Source organism: Pseudomonas sp. PDNC002 (assembly GCF_016919445.1).
Classification (GTDB): domain Bacteria; phylum Pseudomonadota; class Gammaproteobacteria; order Pseudomonadales; family Pseudomonadaceae; genus Pseudomonas.
The window spans coordinates 1,888,031-1,903,313 of the sequence record NZ_CP070356.1; the positions used below are offsets into that span (position 1 = coordinate 1,888,031).

Genomic DNA, 15,283 nt, shown 5'->3' on the forward strand with positions numbered 1-15,283 from the left:
TGTCAGCCGGCGAATGTTGGTCGAACAGAGCGCGCAGGACTGTTCCCTCTCCCTCTGGGAGAGGGCTAGGGTGAGGGGCTCTTAGCGATAGGAGCCCGAAATTTCAGCGATCCGCCGATACTCCGCCCCCAGCTCGTCTGCCAGTTTTTGTGCGCGGCCAAGCCGCACGGCCCCACCCTCGATATCCACCAGCACAGTCGGGCAGCCCATCGGCTGCAACGCCGGCCAGTCGCGCAGGCGGCCATCGGTGAGCACCAGCAGTCGCTGATGTTCCGCAGGCTTCTGTCGCTGGCGCTTGTCCAGCCATGCGCGGGCTTGCTCAAGCGCCTCGATCAGCGGGGTACCGCCGCCGGCGCCGAGTTGTTCCAGCCACTCCTGCAACTGATTCGATGCCTTCTGGCCTTGCCACAACCAGCGCGGCTGCGCACCAGTGGCATGCAGTACAGCGAGGCGCGCGCGTTGCCGGTAAGCCTGTTCGAAAGTGTCGGCGAGCAGCCCCTTGGCCTGGGCGAGCGCGCCATGGCGGCGGGTGCTGGCCGAGGCGTCGACGATCACCAGCCAGAGTTCGGCGGGCTTGTGGCTGCGGGCGCGCAGCACCAGGTCGGCGCGGCGTTGGGGGCGGCCATTGCGCAGGGTCTCGGGCCAGTCGATGCGGCCGTGCGTACCCTGTTGGCGGGCGCCGTGGCGGCCGCCGGCGAGCTGGCCGGGTCGAGAGTTGGCATCCGCGCCTGGGGCCGGGCGCGGGCGGATGCTCAGGGCTTTTTTGGCCAGCCCGTCAACTGTCGGCGTTCGCCCATGGCGACGCTCTGCGCGGGCAGTTCACCCCATTGGCCTTCGCCGTTGGAGGCGTTGGAGGCTGCCTGGGATTGGCTGGAAGAAGACTGCGGAGGCGTCATCGATTGCGGTGGTGCGTGACGACGGCGGTGGGCGAGCGCGAAGTGCTCCACCGCCTCGATGTCCTGCGCCTCGATGGCGTTGGCGCCGCGCCAGGCGGCGTGGGCGCGGGCCGCGCGCAACCAGACCAGGTCGGCGCGCAGGCCATCGACGCCAGCGGCGTGGCAGCGCTCGGCGATCTCGTTCAACGCAGCATCATCCAGCGCAATCGCGGCAAGGCCTTGCCGGGCATCGACACAGCGCTGTTGCAGCGCTTGCTGTGCGCCTTGCCACTGAATGAGGAAGGCCTGCGGATCGGCATCGAAGGCCAGCCGGCGGCGAACGATTTCGGCGCGCTCGCTCGGCGCCGGGGTGCCTTGCAGTTGCACCTTGAGGCCGAAGCGGTCCAGCAGTTGCGGGCGCAGTTCGCCTTCTTCCGGGTTCATGGTGCCGATCAGCACGAAGCGCGCCGGATGGCTGTGGGACAGGCCGTCGCGCTCGATCAGGTTGACGCCGCTGGCGGCCACGTCGAGCAGCAGGTCGACGAGGTGGTCGGGCAGCAGGTTCACTTCATCCACATAGAGCACACCACCGTGGGCGTGGGCCAGCACGCCGGGGGAGAACTGCGCGCGACCTTCCCCTAGTGCGGCGTCAAGGTCGAGGGTGCCGACGATACGTTCCTCGCTGGCGCCCAGCGGCAGGGTGACGAAGCGCCCGCCGTCGAGCAGGTCGGCGACGCCGCGCGCCAGGGTGGACTTGGCCATCCCGCGCGGCCCTTCGATCAGCACGCCACCGATGGCTGGATCGATGGCCGCCAGGCACAGGGCCAGCTTCAGCTCATCGGCGCCGACGACGGCGGCCAGGGGGAAGTGGGGAAGGGCGCTCATGGAGGATTCCTGCGGATTTCGTCCGTGCATGGTAGCGAACCGGGCGCAGGAGGTGCGACCAATGTCCATCAGAACGATAGAGCCAAGTCATTGATCGGCACGCCGCGATGCAGTAACTTGGCCCTACTTCCACGGAGAACATCATGCCGTCCAGCCTGTCCATCCAGTCCCTCGCCCGCCTCGGTGCCATTGGCTCCGTGGTCGTTCGCGCGCAGGTCCTGGCCGCTGCTGCCGGTTATTTCTTCTATGGGTATTGGTTTAGCCAAAGGCGCGCCTGATACCCCACAGGCGCCCTAGCAAGCAGGGTCGCCAACCAGACAGTTTTCCAAAACCCCGGTCGGCAACCCGACCGGGGTTTTTGTTTTTCCGGCCCACAAGGCCCAACGCATTGAAACGAGCGAAAACGCTCAGACAGAGGATCGACACATGAACACCACCAACTACCGCTATTACCGCAACTCCGACTGGCGATTTAGCAGCGCGCTGCGTGCCCCCCAACGAGCCTTGCCACGAACACTTAGATAGAGCGCCGAGCGCGGAACGACCACCGCGCCGGCCAAGGATGCCAGTCAGATGAACGCTTCCACCTCCACCTTGATCCGCCAAGCACACGCAGCCACCGCCGAAGTCCTCGACCTGCCGCTGCCCTCCGCTCGCCGCCGCGAACAACCGCTGCCGAGCCCCGCCGAACTACGCCAGCGCCTGCCGCTGTCCGCCGCCATGGCCCACCGCGTGCGCGAAGGCCGCGACGCGATCCGCGCCGTACTCGATGGCCGCGATCCGCGCCTGCTGGTAGTGATCGGCCCCTGCTCGCTGCACGACCCTGTCTCCGCCCTCGAATACGCCGACCGCCTCGCCGAACTCGCCCCGCAGGTGAGCGACCAGTTGTTGCTGGTCATGCGCGCCTACGTCGAGAAACCGCGCACCACCATCGGCTGGAAAGGCCTGGTCTACGACCCGCAGTTGGACGGCAGCGGCGACATGGCCGGCGGTCTGGAACTGTCGCGCCGGCTGATGCTGGGCATGCTCGAGCGCGGCCTGCCAATCGCCACCGAACTGCTGCAACCGCTGGTGGCCGGCTACTTCGACGACCTGCTCGGCTGGGCCGCCATTGGTGCGCGCACCAGCGAATCGCAGGTGCATCGCGAGATGGTCAGCGGCCTCGATCTGCCGGTGGGCTTCAAGAACGGCACCGACGGCAGCATCGGCATCGCCACCGATGCCATGCGCTCGGCCGCGCACCCACACCAGCACTTCGGCATCGACGCGCAGGGCCGGCCTTCGCTGGTGCAGACTCAGGGCAACCCGGATACCCATCTGGTCCTGCGCGGCGGCCACGCCGGTCCGAACTTCGACGCGGCCAGCGTGCAGCAGATTCGCCAGGGCCTGGAGAAGCTTGGCCTCGATCCGAGCATCATGGTGGATTGCAGCCACGCCAACAGCGGCAAGGACCCGCTGCGCCAGCCGGCGGTGTTGGACAGCGTGCTCGACCAGCGCCTGGCCGGCGACGGCTCGCTGCGCGGTGTGATGCTGGAGAGTCACCTGTTCGACGGCTGCCAGTCGCTGTCCGGCGAGCTGCGTTACGGTGTCTCGATTACCGATGGTTGCTTGGGCTGGAGTGGTACCGAGGCGTTGTTGCTGAATGCGGCCGAGCGCTTGCGCCGCGGCTGATTTCGTTGGGGCGGCGTACAACCGCGAACGGTTGTACGCCCTACGCTCGAAGGCTTTTCGTAGGAGTGAGTGTGCTCGCGAACATGGCCTCGCAGCGGAGGTGGGTTCGCGAGCAAGGACTAGGTGTCCCCCTCGGTCCTACAAAATCAAAAGCCCCCTCACCCTAACCCTCTCCCGGAGGGAGAGGGGACTGATTGGTGCAGGATGAAACTATGGCGTCAGCCCGCACGATCTGCTCCCTCTCCCTCCGGGAGAGGGCTGGGGTGAGGGAATGCAATGGCGCGAGATTCCGCGGTACAAAGAAGCCTCGACATACCTCACCGCTCTTCGCTATCCACCAACAGATTCTCCAGCGTCTCCCGGTATTCCCCCGGCTCCTCCCACAACCCGCGCCGCTGTGCTTCCACCAGGCGCTCGGCGATGTCGCGCAGGGCTTCGGGGTTGTGTTGGCGGATGAACTCGCGGGTGTCGTCGTCCAGCAGGTAGGCGTCCGCCAGCAGGCGGTACTGGTGGTCGTCGACCAGTTCACTGGTGGCGTCGAAGGCGAACAGGTAGTCCACCGTCGCGGCCAGTTCGAAGGCGCCTTTGTAGCCGTGGCGCTTCATGCCGGCGATCCACTTCGGGTTCACCGCGCGGGAGCGCACCACGCGGCCGAGTTCTTCCTTGAGGGTACGGATGCGCGGGTTGTCCGGCTGGCTGTGATCGCCGTGGTAGCTGGAAAGCGGTTGCCCCTGGATGACCTCGGCGGCGGCGAGCATGCCGCCCTGGAACTGGTAGTAGTCGTTGGAATCGAGGATGTCGTGCTCGCGGTTGTCCTGGTTGTGCAGCACCGCCTGCAGGCCGGACAGGCGCTGGGCGAAGCGCTCGCGCGCCGGGGTGCCATCGTCGCCGGCGCCGTAGGCGTAGCCGCCCCAGTTCAGGTAGGCCTCGGCGAGGTCGGCGCGGCTGTCCCACTGGCGCGACTCGATCACGCCCTGCACACCGGCACCGTACGCGCCCGGTTGCGCACCGAAGATGCGCCAGCCGGCCTGGCGGCGGGCCTCGTCGCTTTCCAGACCCTCGCTCAGCAGGCGTGCCTGATCGGCACGCACACGGGCGGCCAGCGGGTTCAGATCGTCCGGCTCGTCCAGCGCGGCGACCGCCTGCACGGCGGCATCGAACAGGCGGATCAGGTTGGCGAAGGCATCGCGGAAGAAGCCGGACACCCGCAGCGTCACGTCCACCCGTGGGCGGTCGAGCAGGCTGATCGGCAGGATCTCGAAATCCTCCACGCGCTGGCTGCCGGCCTGCCACACCGGGCGCACGCCGAGTAGCGCGAGCGCCTGGGCGATATCGTCGCCGCCGGTGCGCATGGTTGCCGTGCCCCACACCGACAGACCGAGCTGGCGCAGGTGGTCGCCATGGTCCTGAAGATGGCGTTCGAGCAGGCGGCTGGCGGACTGGAAGCCAAGACGGAAGGCGGTGGGCGTGGGCAGGTTGCGCACGTCCACGGTGAAGAAGTTGCGCCCGGTAGGCAGCACATCGACCCGCCCGCGACTGGGCGCGCCGCTGGGGCCGGGCGGGACGAAGCGGCCGGCGAGACCGGCGAGCAGGTGGCCGATCTCGCTGGCGCCGCAGGCGTCGAGGGTTGGCGCGATCTGTTGGTGCAGTTGTGCGAGGACCGCTGCGCTGGCGTCTCCGGGAGCGCTGGCCGAGCCTTCGATCAGGCGCAGGGCGAACAGCTCCAGGCGCTCGCGGGTGTCGCCGTTGCTGCGCCAGGGTTCGTCGCTCATGACCAGCAGTGCATCGGGGCGCGGGCCTTGCCATGGCTCGGCGAAGGCTTCGTCCAGCGGGTCGCTGCCGAGCTTCAAGTCCTCGCTCAGCGCCCGCAGCAGACTGGCGTTGCCGCCGCGTCCGTCGCCGCGTGGAATGCGCACCAGCGACAGCAGCGTGTCACGGCGCAGTTCGCCCACCGGTGATTCGCCGAACACATGCAGGCCATCGCGAATCTGTGATTCCTTGAGGTCGCAGAGGTAGGCGTCCAGCTGCGGCAACCAGCTTTCCGGGTCGTCGCTCAACTGCAAGCCCAGTTCGCGGTCCAGCGAGGTGTCGCGCACCAGCGTGAGGATGTCGCCGCGCAGTTCAGTGGCGCGGCGCGGGTCGAGCAGGGAGGCGTCGTAGTACTCGTCGGCCAGGCGTTCGAGGTCGCGCAGTGGGCCGTAGTTTTCCGCGCGGGTCAGCGGCGGCATCAGGTGGTCGATGATCACCGCCTGGGCGCGGCGCTTGGCCTGGGCACCTTCGCCGGGGTCGTTGACGATGAACGGGTAGAGGTTCGGCAGCGGGCCGAGGATCGCGTCCGGCCAGCATTCTTCCGAGAGCCCGACGCCCTTGCCTGGCAGCCATTCCAGATTGCCGTGCTTGCCGACATGGACCAGAGCGTCGGCGCCGAACACCTCGCGCAGCCAGAAGTAGAAAGCAAGGTAGCCGTGGGGCGGCACCAGCGACGGATCGTGGTAGATCGCCGCGGCGTCCAGCTGGTAGCCGCGCGCCGGCTGGATGCCGACGAAGCCGAGGCCGAAGCGCAGGCCGGCGACCATCATCCGGCCGCTGCGGAACATCGGGTCCTGCTGCGGCTCGCCCCAGCGTTCGCGCACGGCTTGCTGGTTGGCCTCGGGCAGGCGGGCGAAGCAGGCGAGGTAATCGTCCAGCGCCAGGCTCTGCGCGCAGGGCCGCAGGTCGAGGCTGTCGAGATCGTTGCTGACGCCGCCGAGCAGGCTGTGGATCAGCGCGGTGCCGGACTCGGGCAGGCCGGCGACGGGATAGCCCTGGGCCTCCAGCGCCCGGAGAATATTCAGCGCGGCGGCCGGCGTGTCGAGGCCCACGCCATTGCCGATGCGCCCGTCACGGGTCGGGTAGTTCGCCAGGATCAGCGCCACGCGCTTGTCGGCGTTGGCCTTGCGCGCCAGCAGCATCCAGCGCCGCGCCAGTTCGGCGACGAAGTCCATGCCCGGCCGGTGCGGCAGGTAGCAGACCACGTCGCTCTGGCTGCGCTCGCTGCGCCAGGCCAGGCCCTTGAAGCTGATCGGCCGGGTGATGAGGCGACCATCCAGCTCCGGCAGCGCGATGTGCATAGCCAGGTCGCGCGGGCCGAGGCCCTGCGGGTTGGCGCGCCAGAGGTCGTGGTTGTCCAGCGAGCAGATGGCTTGCAGCACCGGCACGTCGCGGCGGAACGGCCGGTCCTGCGGCGCTTCCGGGTTCGACTGGGCGAAGCCGGTGGTGTTGATGATCAGCTCGGCGTCGGCGCTATCGAGCAGGTTTTCCACCGTCTCCAGGCAAGCGGCTTCCTTGAGGCTGGCCACGGCAATGGGCAGCGGGTTGATGCCCTGGGCCTGGAGGCGCTCGCAGAAGGTGTCGATGAAGCCGGTGTTCGCCGCCTGCAGGTGCGTGCGATAGAACAGCAAGGCGGCCACCGGGCACTCGGGGTGCCAGTCGGTCTGCCAGCGGGCGAGGTCGCAGCTGCCGGTCTGCGGGTGATACAGCGCGACGCGCGGCAGCGTCTGCGGCTCGCTCCACGGGTAGTCGCGTTGCAGATGGCGCGTGGCGAGGCAGGCGAAGAACTGCCGGGCGTTGTCCATGCCGCCCTGGCGCAGGTACTGCCAGAGGCGTTCGGCGTCCTGCGCGGGCACGCTGCACAGCGCGGTCAGTTCGGGGTCGGGCTTGTCGTCGCCGGGTACGGCGATCAGCGTGATGCCACGCTCGGCCAGCGCCGCCAGTTGCTCCATGCCGTAGCGCCAATAGCCGACGCCGCCGTGCACGGAGATCAGGATGACTTTTGCGTGTTGCAGCACCTCGTCGACGTAGAGGTCCACCGAGGCGTGGTTCTGCAGCTGCATGGGGTTGGCCAGACGCAGGCTCGGGTAGTCCTCCGGCAGCTCGCGGGCGGCCTCGGCGAGCAGCGCCAGGTGCGAGTCGCCGCTGCAGAGGATCACCAGGTCGGCAGGCGTCTGGGCCAGGTCGGCGATGCCGTCGTCGGGGACGAAGCCGCCGGGTTGGGTGCGCAGCAGGTGCATGGGGGAGCCTCTTTCGCTCGGTCAGGAGGGCTCTCTTCCAAGCCCTGGCTGCGCGCCCCGCTCCGAAGGGAGAGGGAGCCGGTTCGGCGTGCGCGTGAAATTTGTGCTCACAGGCGGGCATGGCGTCTGCCCATACGCCGTTCTACCGGCGAAGCGCCGATGTGGCTCCCCTCTCCCGCTTGCGGGAGAGGGGCTGGGGGAGAGGGCGGTCGGCTTCACGCCAGGGCAGTTCGCAGCTCGTTGGCGATGGCGGCCTGGTCCAGTTCCTGGCCGATCACCACCAGGCGGGTGCTACGGGATTCATCGCTGCGCCAGGCGCGGTCGAAGTGCTTGTCGAAGCGCTTGCCGACGCCCTGCACCAGCAGGCGCATGGGCTTGCCGGGGATGGCGACGAAGCCCTTGATGCGCAGCACGGCGTGGCGCTCGACCAGCGCGTTCAGCGCGTCGAGCAGGGCGCGTTCTTCCACTTCCGGCAGGTCGAGGTGGAAGGAGTCGAACTCGTCATGGTCGTGATCTTCATGGCCTTCGTGGTCGTGATGGGTGGGGCGGCTGTCGATGTGCAGCTCGGCCTCGGCGTTCAGGCCCAACAATACCGAGAGCGGCAGTTGGCCGGAGTTGGCTTCGACGATCTTCACCGCGGGCGGCAGTTCCTCGGCGACTTCGGCGCGCACACGGGCGAGCGCATCGGCGTCGAGCAGGTCGGCCTTGTTCAGCACAACCAGGTCGGCGCTGGCGAGCTGGTCTTCGAAGAGTTCGTGCAGCGGCGATTCGTGGTCCAGGTTCGGGTCCTGCTTGCGCTGCTCGTCCACCTGTTCGGGATGGGCGGCGAAGGTGCCGGCGGCCACGGCCGGGCTGTCGACCACGGTGATCACCGCATCCACCGTGCAGGCGTTGCGGATTTCCGGCCACTGGAAGGCCTGCACCAGCGGCTTGGGCAGGGCCAGGCCGGAGGTCTCGATGAGGATCTGGTCGAGGTCGCCACGGCGTGCCACCAGCTCGCGCATCACCGGGAAGAATTCTTCCTGCACGGTGCAGCACAGGCAGCCGTTGGCCAGTTCGAAGACGCGGCCGACCGCTTCTTCTTCGCTGCAACCGATGGAGCACTGCTTGAGGATTTCACCGTCGATGCCCAGCTCGCCGAACTCGTTGACGATCACCGCGATGCGGCGGCCTTCGGCATTGTCGAGCATGTGGCGGAGCAGGGTGGTCTTCCCGGCGCCAAGGAAGCCGGTGACGATGGTGACGGGGAGTTTGGCCAGGGTCTTCATGCGCGCCTCGTGAGCAGGATGCGGTGCGAGAGGGCGGATGAAGGGCGCGCGCGCGGGTTCGCCGCGCAACGAAGGTCGCCACCGGATCACCCCGCCCGGTTGTCGTGATGCTGGTCGAGGCAGGTCTCCTGGCTCACAGCCCTCTTGAGTTCTCTCGCCTTCCCGCCGTGGCCGGCAGTGGCTCGTGAAAGAACAGGCTGTTCACAGTTGCGGGGGCAGCCGTGGCGCATCCGAAGATTTCCACGTTCCCTCTTAGCTCCGGCCAGCGCCGGAGAACCTCGAAGGGAGGAAGGCTACGCAGCGACGGCGGGGCGGTCAATCGCCGGGGATCGGTTGACGCTTGCAGGCCTTCGTGGTCAGCTAGCGCGGTTTCAGGTGTCTCGCGCCACGCGCGCGAGGTGAAACGGGAAGCCGGTGCGTCCGCAAGGACCAGTCCGGCGCTGCCCCCGCAACGGTAAGCGATCGTAGGGTCATCAGTAGCCACTGTGCTCCGGCATGGGAAGGTTGACCCGCTTGGCCACTGGCCGACATCGCAAGCCCGGAGACCGGCCTGGAATTCTTCGTTTTTGGCAAACCCGCGGTGGGCGGGCGCAGGCCGTGGCGCGGCCGTTCCGGCGCGTTCGAATGCGTTCAACCTCTGCGTTCTCTACTTTGATTTTCAGAGGGAACGTCCATGTCCAGCAGCACCCTGACGCACGCGTCGAGCACTTCCATCCCCCTTTCCAAACGCATCAGCCTGGCCGTTGGCGCCAGCCTGCTCGGTGCGTTGCTGGTGTATTTCGCCGGCTTCTCGCACATCGATGCGGTGCACAACGCCGCCCACGATACCCGCCATAGCGCCGGTTTTCCCTGCCACTGATGCTGTTCTGAGCCCAATCGGCTGCGCGTCGGCCAGGCTGCGTTGGCGTATCGCCGTGCCTGGCTCCAGCTCGCTCGATTCGAGAGTTCGGAAAGGAAAGGAAAGGAAAAATGATCAAACGTATCGCCCAGACCGCCGGTTTCGCCGGTCTGATCGCGGCGCTGGTGCTGACTGTTGTCCAGCTGCTGTGGGTGTCCCCGCTGATCCTCAAGGCGGAAACCTACGAGAAAGCCGAGCCGGCCGCCGCGCTGGTCGAAGAAAACCACGAGCACGCCCATGACCACGCCGCTGGCGCAGTGGCCGCCCATGAGCACGACGCGGAAGCCTGGGAGCCGGAAGACGGCTGGCAGCGCATCCTCTCCACCACCGGCGGCAACCTGGTGGTCGCGGTGGGCTTCGCCCTGATGCTGGCTGGCCTGTTCACCCTGCGCGAGCCGGGTAAGACCTCCGAAGGCCTGCTCTGGGGCCTGGCCGGTTTCGCCGTGTTCACCCTGGCGCCGTCCCTCGGTCTGCCGCCAGAGGTGCCCGGCACCGCCGCCGCCGACCTGACCCTGCGCCAGACCTGGTGGATCGGCACCGCTGCCGCCACCGCCGGCGGGCTCGCGCTGCTGGTGTTCGGCCGCAACTGGGCGCTACGTGGCATCGGTATCGCCCTGCTGGTGGTGCCGCATGTGATCGGCGCGCCGCAGCCGGAAGTGCATTCCAGCCTCGCGCCGGAAAGCGTCGCCCACGAGTTCATCGTCGCCTCGCTGATCACCAACGCGGTGTTCTGGGCGGCCCTGGGCCTTGTTGCCGCGTGGCTGTTCCGCCGGTTCGCACCGACGGCCTGATCACGGCGTTATGCTCAACCCCGCAGTCGGCTCGGTCCGCCTGCGGGGTTTTTATTTTCATGAGTCAATGGCAGGAGGCGGACATGACGCTGGTTGCCGGTCTCGGTTGCCGCCGAGGCTGCACGCTCGATGAGCTACGCATACTGCTGCGGGCCACGCTGGCCGAAGCGGGGCTGGACGAGTCGAACCTCACCGCGCTGGCCAGCGCCACGCTGAAAGTCGACGAAGAGGGGCTGAACGGGCTGGCCGCCGCCCTCGATCTGCCGCTGGCGCTGTTTACGCCGCAGCAATTGGCGGCCTGCGATAAGCGTCTGAGCGCCCCTTCCGAGTCCGTGCGTGCAGCCACCGGAAGCGCCAGCGTGGCCGAGGCGGCGGCATTGCTGCAGGCCGAAGCCCAGGGCGGCGAACCCGCCCGCCTGCTGGTCGGCAAGCGCCGCAGCGACCAGGCTACCTGCGCGCTGGCCTTCATCCCCGTCGAATCCGAACAGGAGCAGCCATGACGGTCTACTTCATTGGCGCCGGCCCCGGCGATCCCGAACTCATCACGGTCAAGGGCCAGCGGCTGATCCGTTCTTGCCCGGTGATCCTCTATGCCGGTTCGCTGGTACCGCCGGCGGTGCTGGAGGGTCATAGCGCCGAGCGGGTGGTGAACACCGCCGAGCTGAACCTGGACGAGATCGTTGCACTGCTGGCGCAGGCCCACGGCGAAGGCAAGGACGTTGCCCGCGTGCACTCCGGCGACCCCTCGCTGTACGGCGCCATCGGCGAGCAGATTCGCCACCTGCGTGAGCTGGGTATTCCCTACGAGATCGTTCCCGGCGTCACGGCCACGTCCGCCTGCGCGGCGATTCTCGGCTGCGAGCTGACCTTGCCGGACATCTCGCAGACGCTGATCCTCACCCGTTACGCAAGCAAGACGCGCATGCCTGAAGGCGAATCCCTCGCTGAGCTGGCGCAGCACCGCGCGACCCTGGCGATCCATCTGGGCGTCGGCCAACTGGCGAACATCGTCGCCGAACTGCTGCCGCACTACGGCGCGGATTGCCCTATCGCCGTTCTCCACCGGGCGAGCTGGCCGGATCAGGACCAGGTCACCGGCACCCTTGGCGACATTCTGCCCAAGGCGGAGGCCAAGGGCTTCAAGCGCACGGCGCTGATCCTGGTGGGCAAGGTGCTGGGGGCGGAAGGCTTCGCCGACTCGTCGCTGTACAGCGCGGAACATGCGCACCTGTATCGGCCGTGATGGGTGGCTTGGGCGTTTCCTGAGGCTACTGCGAGGCGAGCCCTTTCGTGGGAGCGGACTCTGTCCGCGATCAACTCAACGCCGCTCCGGCGAACCGGGGAGTCGGGCCAACCCATCGCGGACAGGGTCCGCTCCTACACGGAGGCCCAGGCTCCTGGCTCAGGCCAGCCAAGTTTCACCGCGCGGCACCATCCCGCGCCGCAGGTACCAGCGCACCCACAGGTGCACGCCGAGTGCGGCGCATACCGTCAGCAAGATCGTCAGGTTTTCCGTGTCCATGGCAGTACCCCTCATCCGGGTTTCCTGCCTGACAGGGTAGGCCTGCGACAAAGCGCCGCACAGATACAGATCGTTTCGGAATGTACGGATCAGTCTGAGGGCAGAAGCCTTCAGCCCTGCAGCGAATGAATGATCCGGCCGAGGGTTTCCATCGCCTGTTCGCTGGTAGCCGTCCACGGATGACCGTAGTTCAGGCGCAGGCAGTGGCCGAAGCGCCGCGTCGCCGAGAAGATCGGTCCGGGTGCGAGGCTGATGCCCTGGGCGTGGGCGAGCTGGAATAGCTTGAGCGCGTCGATCTGCTCGGGCAGTTCCAGCCACAGGAAGTAGCCGCCGCTGGGGCGGGTGACGCGGGTGGCGGCAGGGAAGTGCCGGGCCACGGCGGCGAGCATCGCGTGCTGCTGGCTTTCCAGCGCGTGGCGGAGCTTGCGCAGATGGCGGTCGTAGCCGCCGTGTTGCAGGTAGTCGGCGATGGCCGCCTGGGCCGGCACGGAGGCTGACAGGCTGGTCATCAGCTTGAGCCGCTCGATCTGCTCGGCGTAGCGCCCGCCCGCCACCCAACCGACCCGGTAACCCGGCGCCAGGCTCTTGGAGAAGGAGCTGCAATGCATGAACAAGCCCTCGGTGTCGAAGGCCTTTACCGGCTTGGGCGCCTGGGCGGCGAAGTACAGCTCGGCGTAGACGTCGTCCTCGATCAGCGGCACCTGGTGCTGGGTCAGCAGGGCGGCGAGGGCGCGCTTCTTCTCCTCGCTCATGCTGGCGCCCAGCGGGTTCTGGAAGTTGCTCATGAACCAGCAGGCTTTGATCGGCAGGCGCGCCAGGCTGTCGGCAAGTACGTCGAGGTCGATCCCTTCGCGCGGGTGCACGGGGATTTCCACCGCCTTCAGTTTCAGCCGTTCCAGCACCTGCAGGCTGGCGTAGAACGCCGGGGCTTCGATGGCGACCAGATCGCCCGGCTGGGTGACGACTTGCAGGCACAGGTTCAGCGCTTCCAGCGCGCCGTTGGTGACCACCAGCTCCTCCACCGGCAACGGCATGCCGCCGACCATGTAGCGCAGGGCGATCTGCCGGCGCAGCGCGTGGCTGCCGGGCGCGAGGTCGGCGACCACCGAGCGCGGGTCCATGTCACGCACGGCGTGGGCCATGGAGCGCGCCAGGCGCGGCAGGGGGAAGAGCTCCGGCGCCGGGAAGGCAGAACCGAAGGGCACGGTGTCCGGGTCCTTGATGGAACTGAGCACCGAGAACACCAGTTCGCTGACGTCCACCTCGGTGGTCTGCGCATCGTGACGGGCGATTTCCGGCTCGGCCAGCGCGCGCTGCACGTGCTCGCGGACGAAGTAGCCCGAGCGCGCGCGGGCGACGATCAGGCCGCGGTCTTCCAGCAGGTAATAAGCCTGGAAGACTGTCGAAGCACTGACCCCATAGGTGCGGCTGGCGTGCCGCACCGAGGGGACTTTCTGGCCTGGGGCGAGTACGCCGCTGCGGATCAGGCCGGCGATCTCGTCGGCGAATTTCTCGTAGCGCTTCATCTTGTCCTGCGGGGCGCCCTGGGCGGTGGTGGAATCCGCCCACTCTAGGCGCTGCGCCGAGGTCACGCCAAGCTCCCGTGCCATGCTCAACGCCTCGGCGAGACGAAGGTGCTGGCGGCGTCGATGGACTCGTTGCCGTCGCTGACCCGGAAGTGCAGCGGCAGCGAACCACCGGCACTGCTCTGCGCTTCGCTGGCGACCGAGACGGCGAAGTCGCGGATCTCGCCCGGTTGCAGCATCAGCTCCGGCACGCCCTGCAGGCGGTAACCGGCGCCATCGGCGAGGCTCAGCTGATAGTGCTGCGGTTGCTGGGTCTTGTTGATCAGCTTGAGGTTGTAGATGTTCTCGATTTCGCCAGCGGCGTTCTCGCGGAACAGGCCACGGTCGCGGGCCACATCGAGGTTGATCAGCGGGCGCGCTTCCAGCGCCCAGACGAAGGCGCCGATCATCACCAGCAGCACGGCCGCATAGCCGATCAGGCGCGGGCGCAGCAGGTGGGTCTTGCCGCCTTCCAGCGCGCTTTCGGAGGTGTAGCGCACCAGGCCACGGTCGTAGCCCATCTTGTCCATCACCGAGTCGCAGGCGTCGATGCAGGCCGCGCAGCCGATGCAGGCGATCTGCAGGCCGTCGCGGATGTCGATGCCGGTGGGGCAGACCTGCACGCACTGGTGGCAGTCGATGCAGTCACCCAGGCCGAGGGCCTTGGGATCGGCGTCCTTCTTGCGCGCGCCACGGGACTCGCCGCGCGCCGCGTCGTAGGAAATGATCAGGGTGTCCTTGTCGAACATCACGCTCTGGAAGCGCGAGTACGGGCACATGTGGATGCACACCTGCTCGCGCAGCCAGCCGGCGTTGGCGTAGGTGGCTGCGGCGAAGAAGGCGACCCAGAAGGTGCTTTCCAGGTCGAGTTTGAAGGTGAGCAGGTCCATCACCAGCGGGCGCACCGGCGTGAAGTAGCCGATGAAGGTGATCGCCGTGACCAGGCTGATCAGCAACCACAGGCCGTGCTTGGCACTTTTGCGCAGGACTTTCTCGGCACTGGCCGGGCCCTTGTCCATCTTCATACGCTGGTTGCGATCGCCCTCGGTGACCTGCTCGGCCCACATGAAGATCCACGTCCAGACGCTCTGCGGGCAGGTGTAGCCGCACCACACGCGGCCGGCGAACACCGTGATGAAGAACAGGCCGAAGGCGGCAATGATCAGGATCGCCGAGAGCAGGATGAAATCCTGCGGCCAGAAGGTCGCGCCGAAGATGTAGAACTTGCGCTCGGGCAGGTCCCAGAGCACCGCCTGGCGGCCGTTCCACTGCAGCCACAGGGTGCCGAAGAACAGCAGGAACAACAGGCCGCCGCCCAGGCGCCGCAGGTCGCGGAAACGTCCGGCGAAGCGCTTGGTGTAGACCGTCGGGGTGACTGCGGACAGCGGTTTCGGCGGCGGGGTGAAACGTTGCGGTGCGTCGATCTCGATGACCTTCGCGGGGATTCTTTCGCTCATTATCGTGGCCCATCAGGCAGAAGAGGCGCCGCGACTGTACGAATCGGTCTGCACCCGAAACAGATTCAGGTCCGCCGGAAAAAACCATATCAGATGGCGAAAATCGCTCCGCGCCGCGTTGCTACAGGGCTGGTGCCATGCGCGATGAAGCGGCTGATCGGGCCCGTTGCGGCAACCGGTCGCAGGCCCACCGGGGCAGGGGTGAAGCGGATCTGATCCGGTTTTTCCCGCGTGATCTGCCGCTGTTTTGCACAACAGCCGCCGGCCATAGTTCGGTCAACCGCAACGTGGCGAGCCCGACG

13 protein-coding genes and 2 riboswitches are annotated in these 15,283 nt (G+C 67.5%); of the genes, 6 read left to right on the forward strand and 7 right to left on the reverse strand.

All coding sequences use genetic code 11. The features are described 5' to 3' along the window. Window positions 1-81: 81 nt before the first annotated feature. Together JVX91_RS08795 and JVX91_RS08800 are read right to left on the reverse strand one after the other, a co-directional pair. The gene (locus JVX91_RS08795; protein WP_240201761.1) at window positions 82-750 is read right to left on the reverse strand and encodes a VWA domain-containing protein; all 669 of its coding nucleotides are present in this window, start codon (window positions 748-750) and stop codon (window positions 82-84) included. A gap of 2 nt (window positions 751-752) precedes the next feature. Continuing rightward, window positions 753-1,760, reverse strand: a complete 1,008-nt coding sequence (locus tag JVX91_RS08800) for an ATP-binding protein (RefSeq protein ID WP_205338881.1) — start codon at window positions 1,758-1,760, stop codon at window positions 753-755. A gap of 143 nt (window positions 1,761-1,903) precedes the next feature. Here JVX91_RS08800 and JVX91_RS29100 point away from each other — a divergent pair, with 143 nt between their 5' ends. Then, window positions 1,904-2,038, forward strand: a complete 135-nt coding sequence (locus JVX91_RS29100) for a hypothetical protein (RefSeq protein ID WP_275892381.1) — start codon at window positions 1,904-1,906, stop codon at window positions 2,036-2,038. 295 nt (window positions 2,039-2,333) lie between these two features. After that, window positions 2,334-3,431 carry a 3-deoxy-7-phosphoheptulonate synthase gene (locus tag JVX91_RS08805; RefSeq protein WP_205338882.1) on the forward strand — a complete coding sequence of 366 codons (1,098 nt, stop codon included), beginning with the start codon at window positions 2,334-2,336 and terminating at the stop codon, window positions 3,429-3,431. 317 nt (window positions 3,432-3,748) lie between these two features. Here JVX91_RS08805 and cobN read toward each other — a convergent pair whose 3' ends face one another. Next, window positions 3,749-7,480, reverse strand: coding sequence for a cobaltochelatase subunit CobN (cobN, locus tag JVX91_RS08810; RefSeq protein ID WP_205338883.1), 3,732 nt, complete (start codon window positions 7,478-7,480; stop codon window positions 3,749-3,751). A gap of 215 nt (window positions 7,481-7,695) precedes the next feature. After that, entirely contained in the window at window positions 7,696-8,748 is a 1,053-nt protein-coding gene (gene cobW, locus JVX91_RS08815) for a cobalamin biosynthesis protein CobW (RefSeq protein ID WP_205338884.1), read from the reverse strand. Between the two features lie 100 nt (window positions 8,749-8,848). Next, window positions 8,849-9,044, reverse strand: a riboswitch (cobalamin riboswitch). A gap of 60 nt (window positions 9,045-9,104) precedes the next feature. Then, window positions 9,105-9,317: riboswitch (cobalamin riboswitch) on the forward strand. Window positions 9,318-9,421: 104 nt separating this feature from the next. Here cobW and JVX91_RS08820 point away from each other — a divergent pair. The 4 genes from JVX91_RS08820 to cobM all read left to right on the forward strand — a co-directional run bounded on the left by JVX91_RS08820 (window position 9,422) and on the right by cobM (window position 11,680). Next, window positions 9,422-9,607, forward strand: coding sequence for a CbtB-domain containing protein (locus JVX91_RS08820; protein ID WP_024764032.1), 186 nt, complete (start codon window positions 9,422-9,424; stop codon window positions 9,605-9,607). 110 nt (window positions 9,608-9,717) lie between these two features. After that, window positions 9,718-10,437, forward strand: coding sequence for a CbtA family protein (locus JVX91_RS08825; RefSeq protein ID WP_205338885.1), 720 nt, complete (start codon window positions 9,718-9,720; stop codon window positions 10,435-10,437). Window positions 10,438-10,520: 83 nt separating this feature from the next. After that, on the forward strand, window positions 10,521-10,937 hold the full coding sequence (locus JVX91_RS08830) for a cobalamin biosynthesis protein (protein WP_205338886.1): 417 nt from the start codon (window positions 10,521-10,523) through the stop codon (window positions 10,935-10,937). Further along, entirely contained in the window at window positions 10,934-11,680 is a 747-nt protein-coding gene (gene cobM, locus JVX91_RS08835) for a precorrin-4 C(11)-methyltransferase (RefSeq protein WP_205338887.1), read from the forward strand. Before JVX91_RS08830 ends, cobM begins: the two co-directional genes overlap by 4 nt. A 159-nt stretch (window positions 11,681-11,839) precedes the next feature. Here cobM and JVX91_RS29105 read toward each other — a convergent pair whose 3' ends face one another. The 3 genes from JVX91_RS29105 to ccoG form a co-directional block, all read right to left on the reverse strand. After that, window positions 11,840-11,974 carry a hypothetical protein gene (locus JVX91_RS29105; RefSeq protein WP_275892382.1) on the reverse strand — a complete coding sequence of 45 codons (135 nt, stop codon included), beginning with the start codon at window positions 11,972-11,974 and terminating at the stop codon, window positions 11,840-11,842. Between the two features lie 95 nt (window positions 11,975-12,069). Further along, window positions 12,070-13,485: a GntR family transcriptional regulator MpaR gene (mapR, locus tag JVX91_RS08840; RefSeq protein ID WP_054906761.1), complete on the reverse strand. Its 1,416-nt coding sequence runs from the start codon at window positions 13,483-13,485 to the stop codon at window positions 12,070-12,072. 86 nt (window positions 13,486-13,571) lie between these two features. Continuing rightward, window positions 13,572-14,981 carry a cytochrome c oxidase accessory protein CcoG gene (gene ccoG / locus JVX91_RS08845; protein WP_205338888.1) on the reverse strand — a complete coding sequence of 470 codons (1,410 nt, stop codon included), beginning with the start codon at window positions 14,979-14,981 and terminating at the stop codon, window positions 13,572-13,574. Window positions 14,982-15,283: the final 302 nt, after the last annotated feature.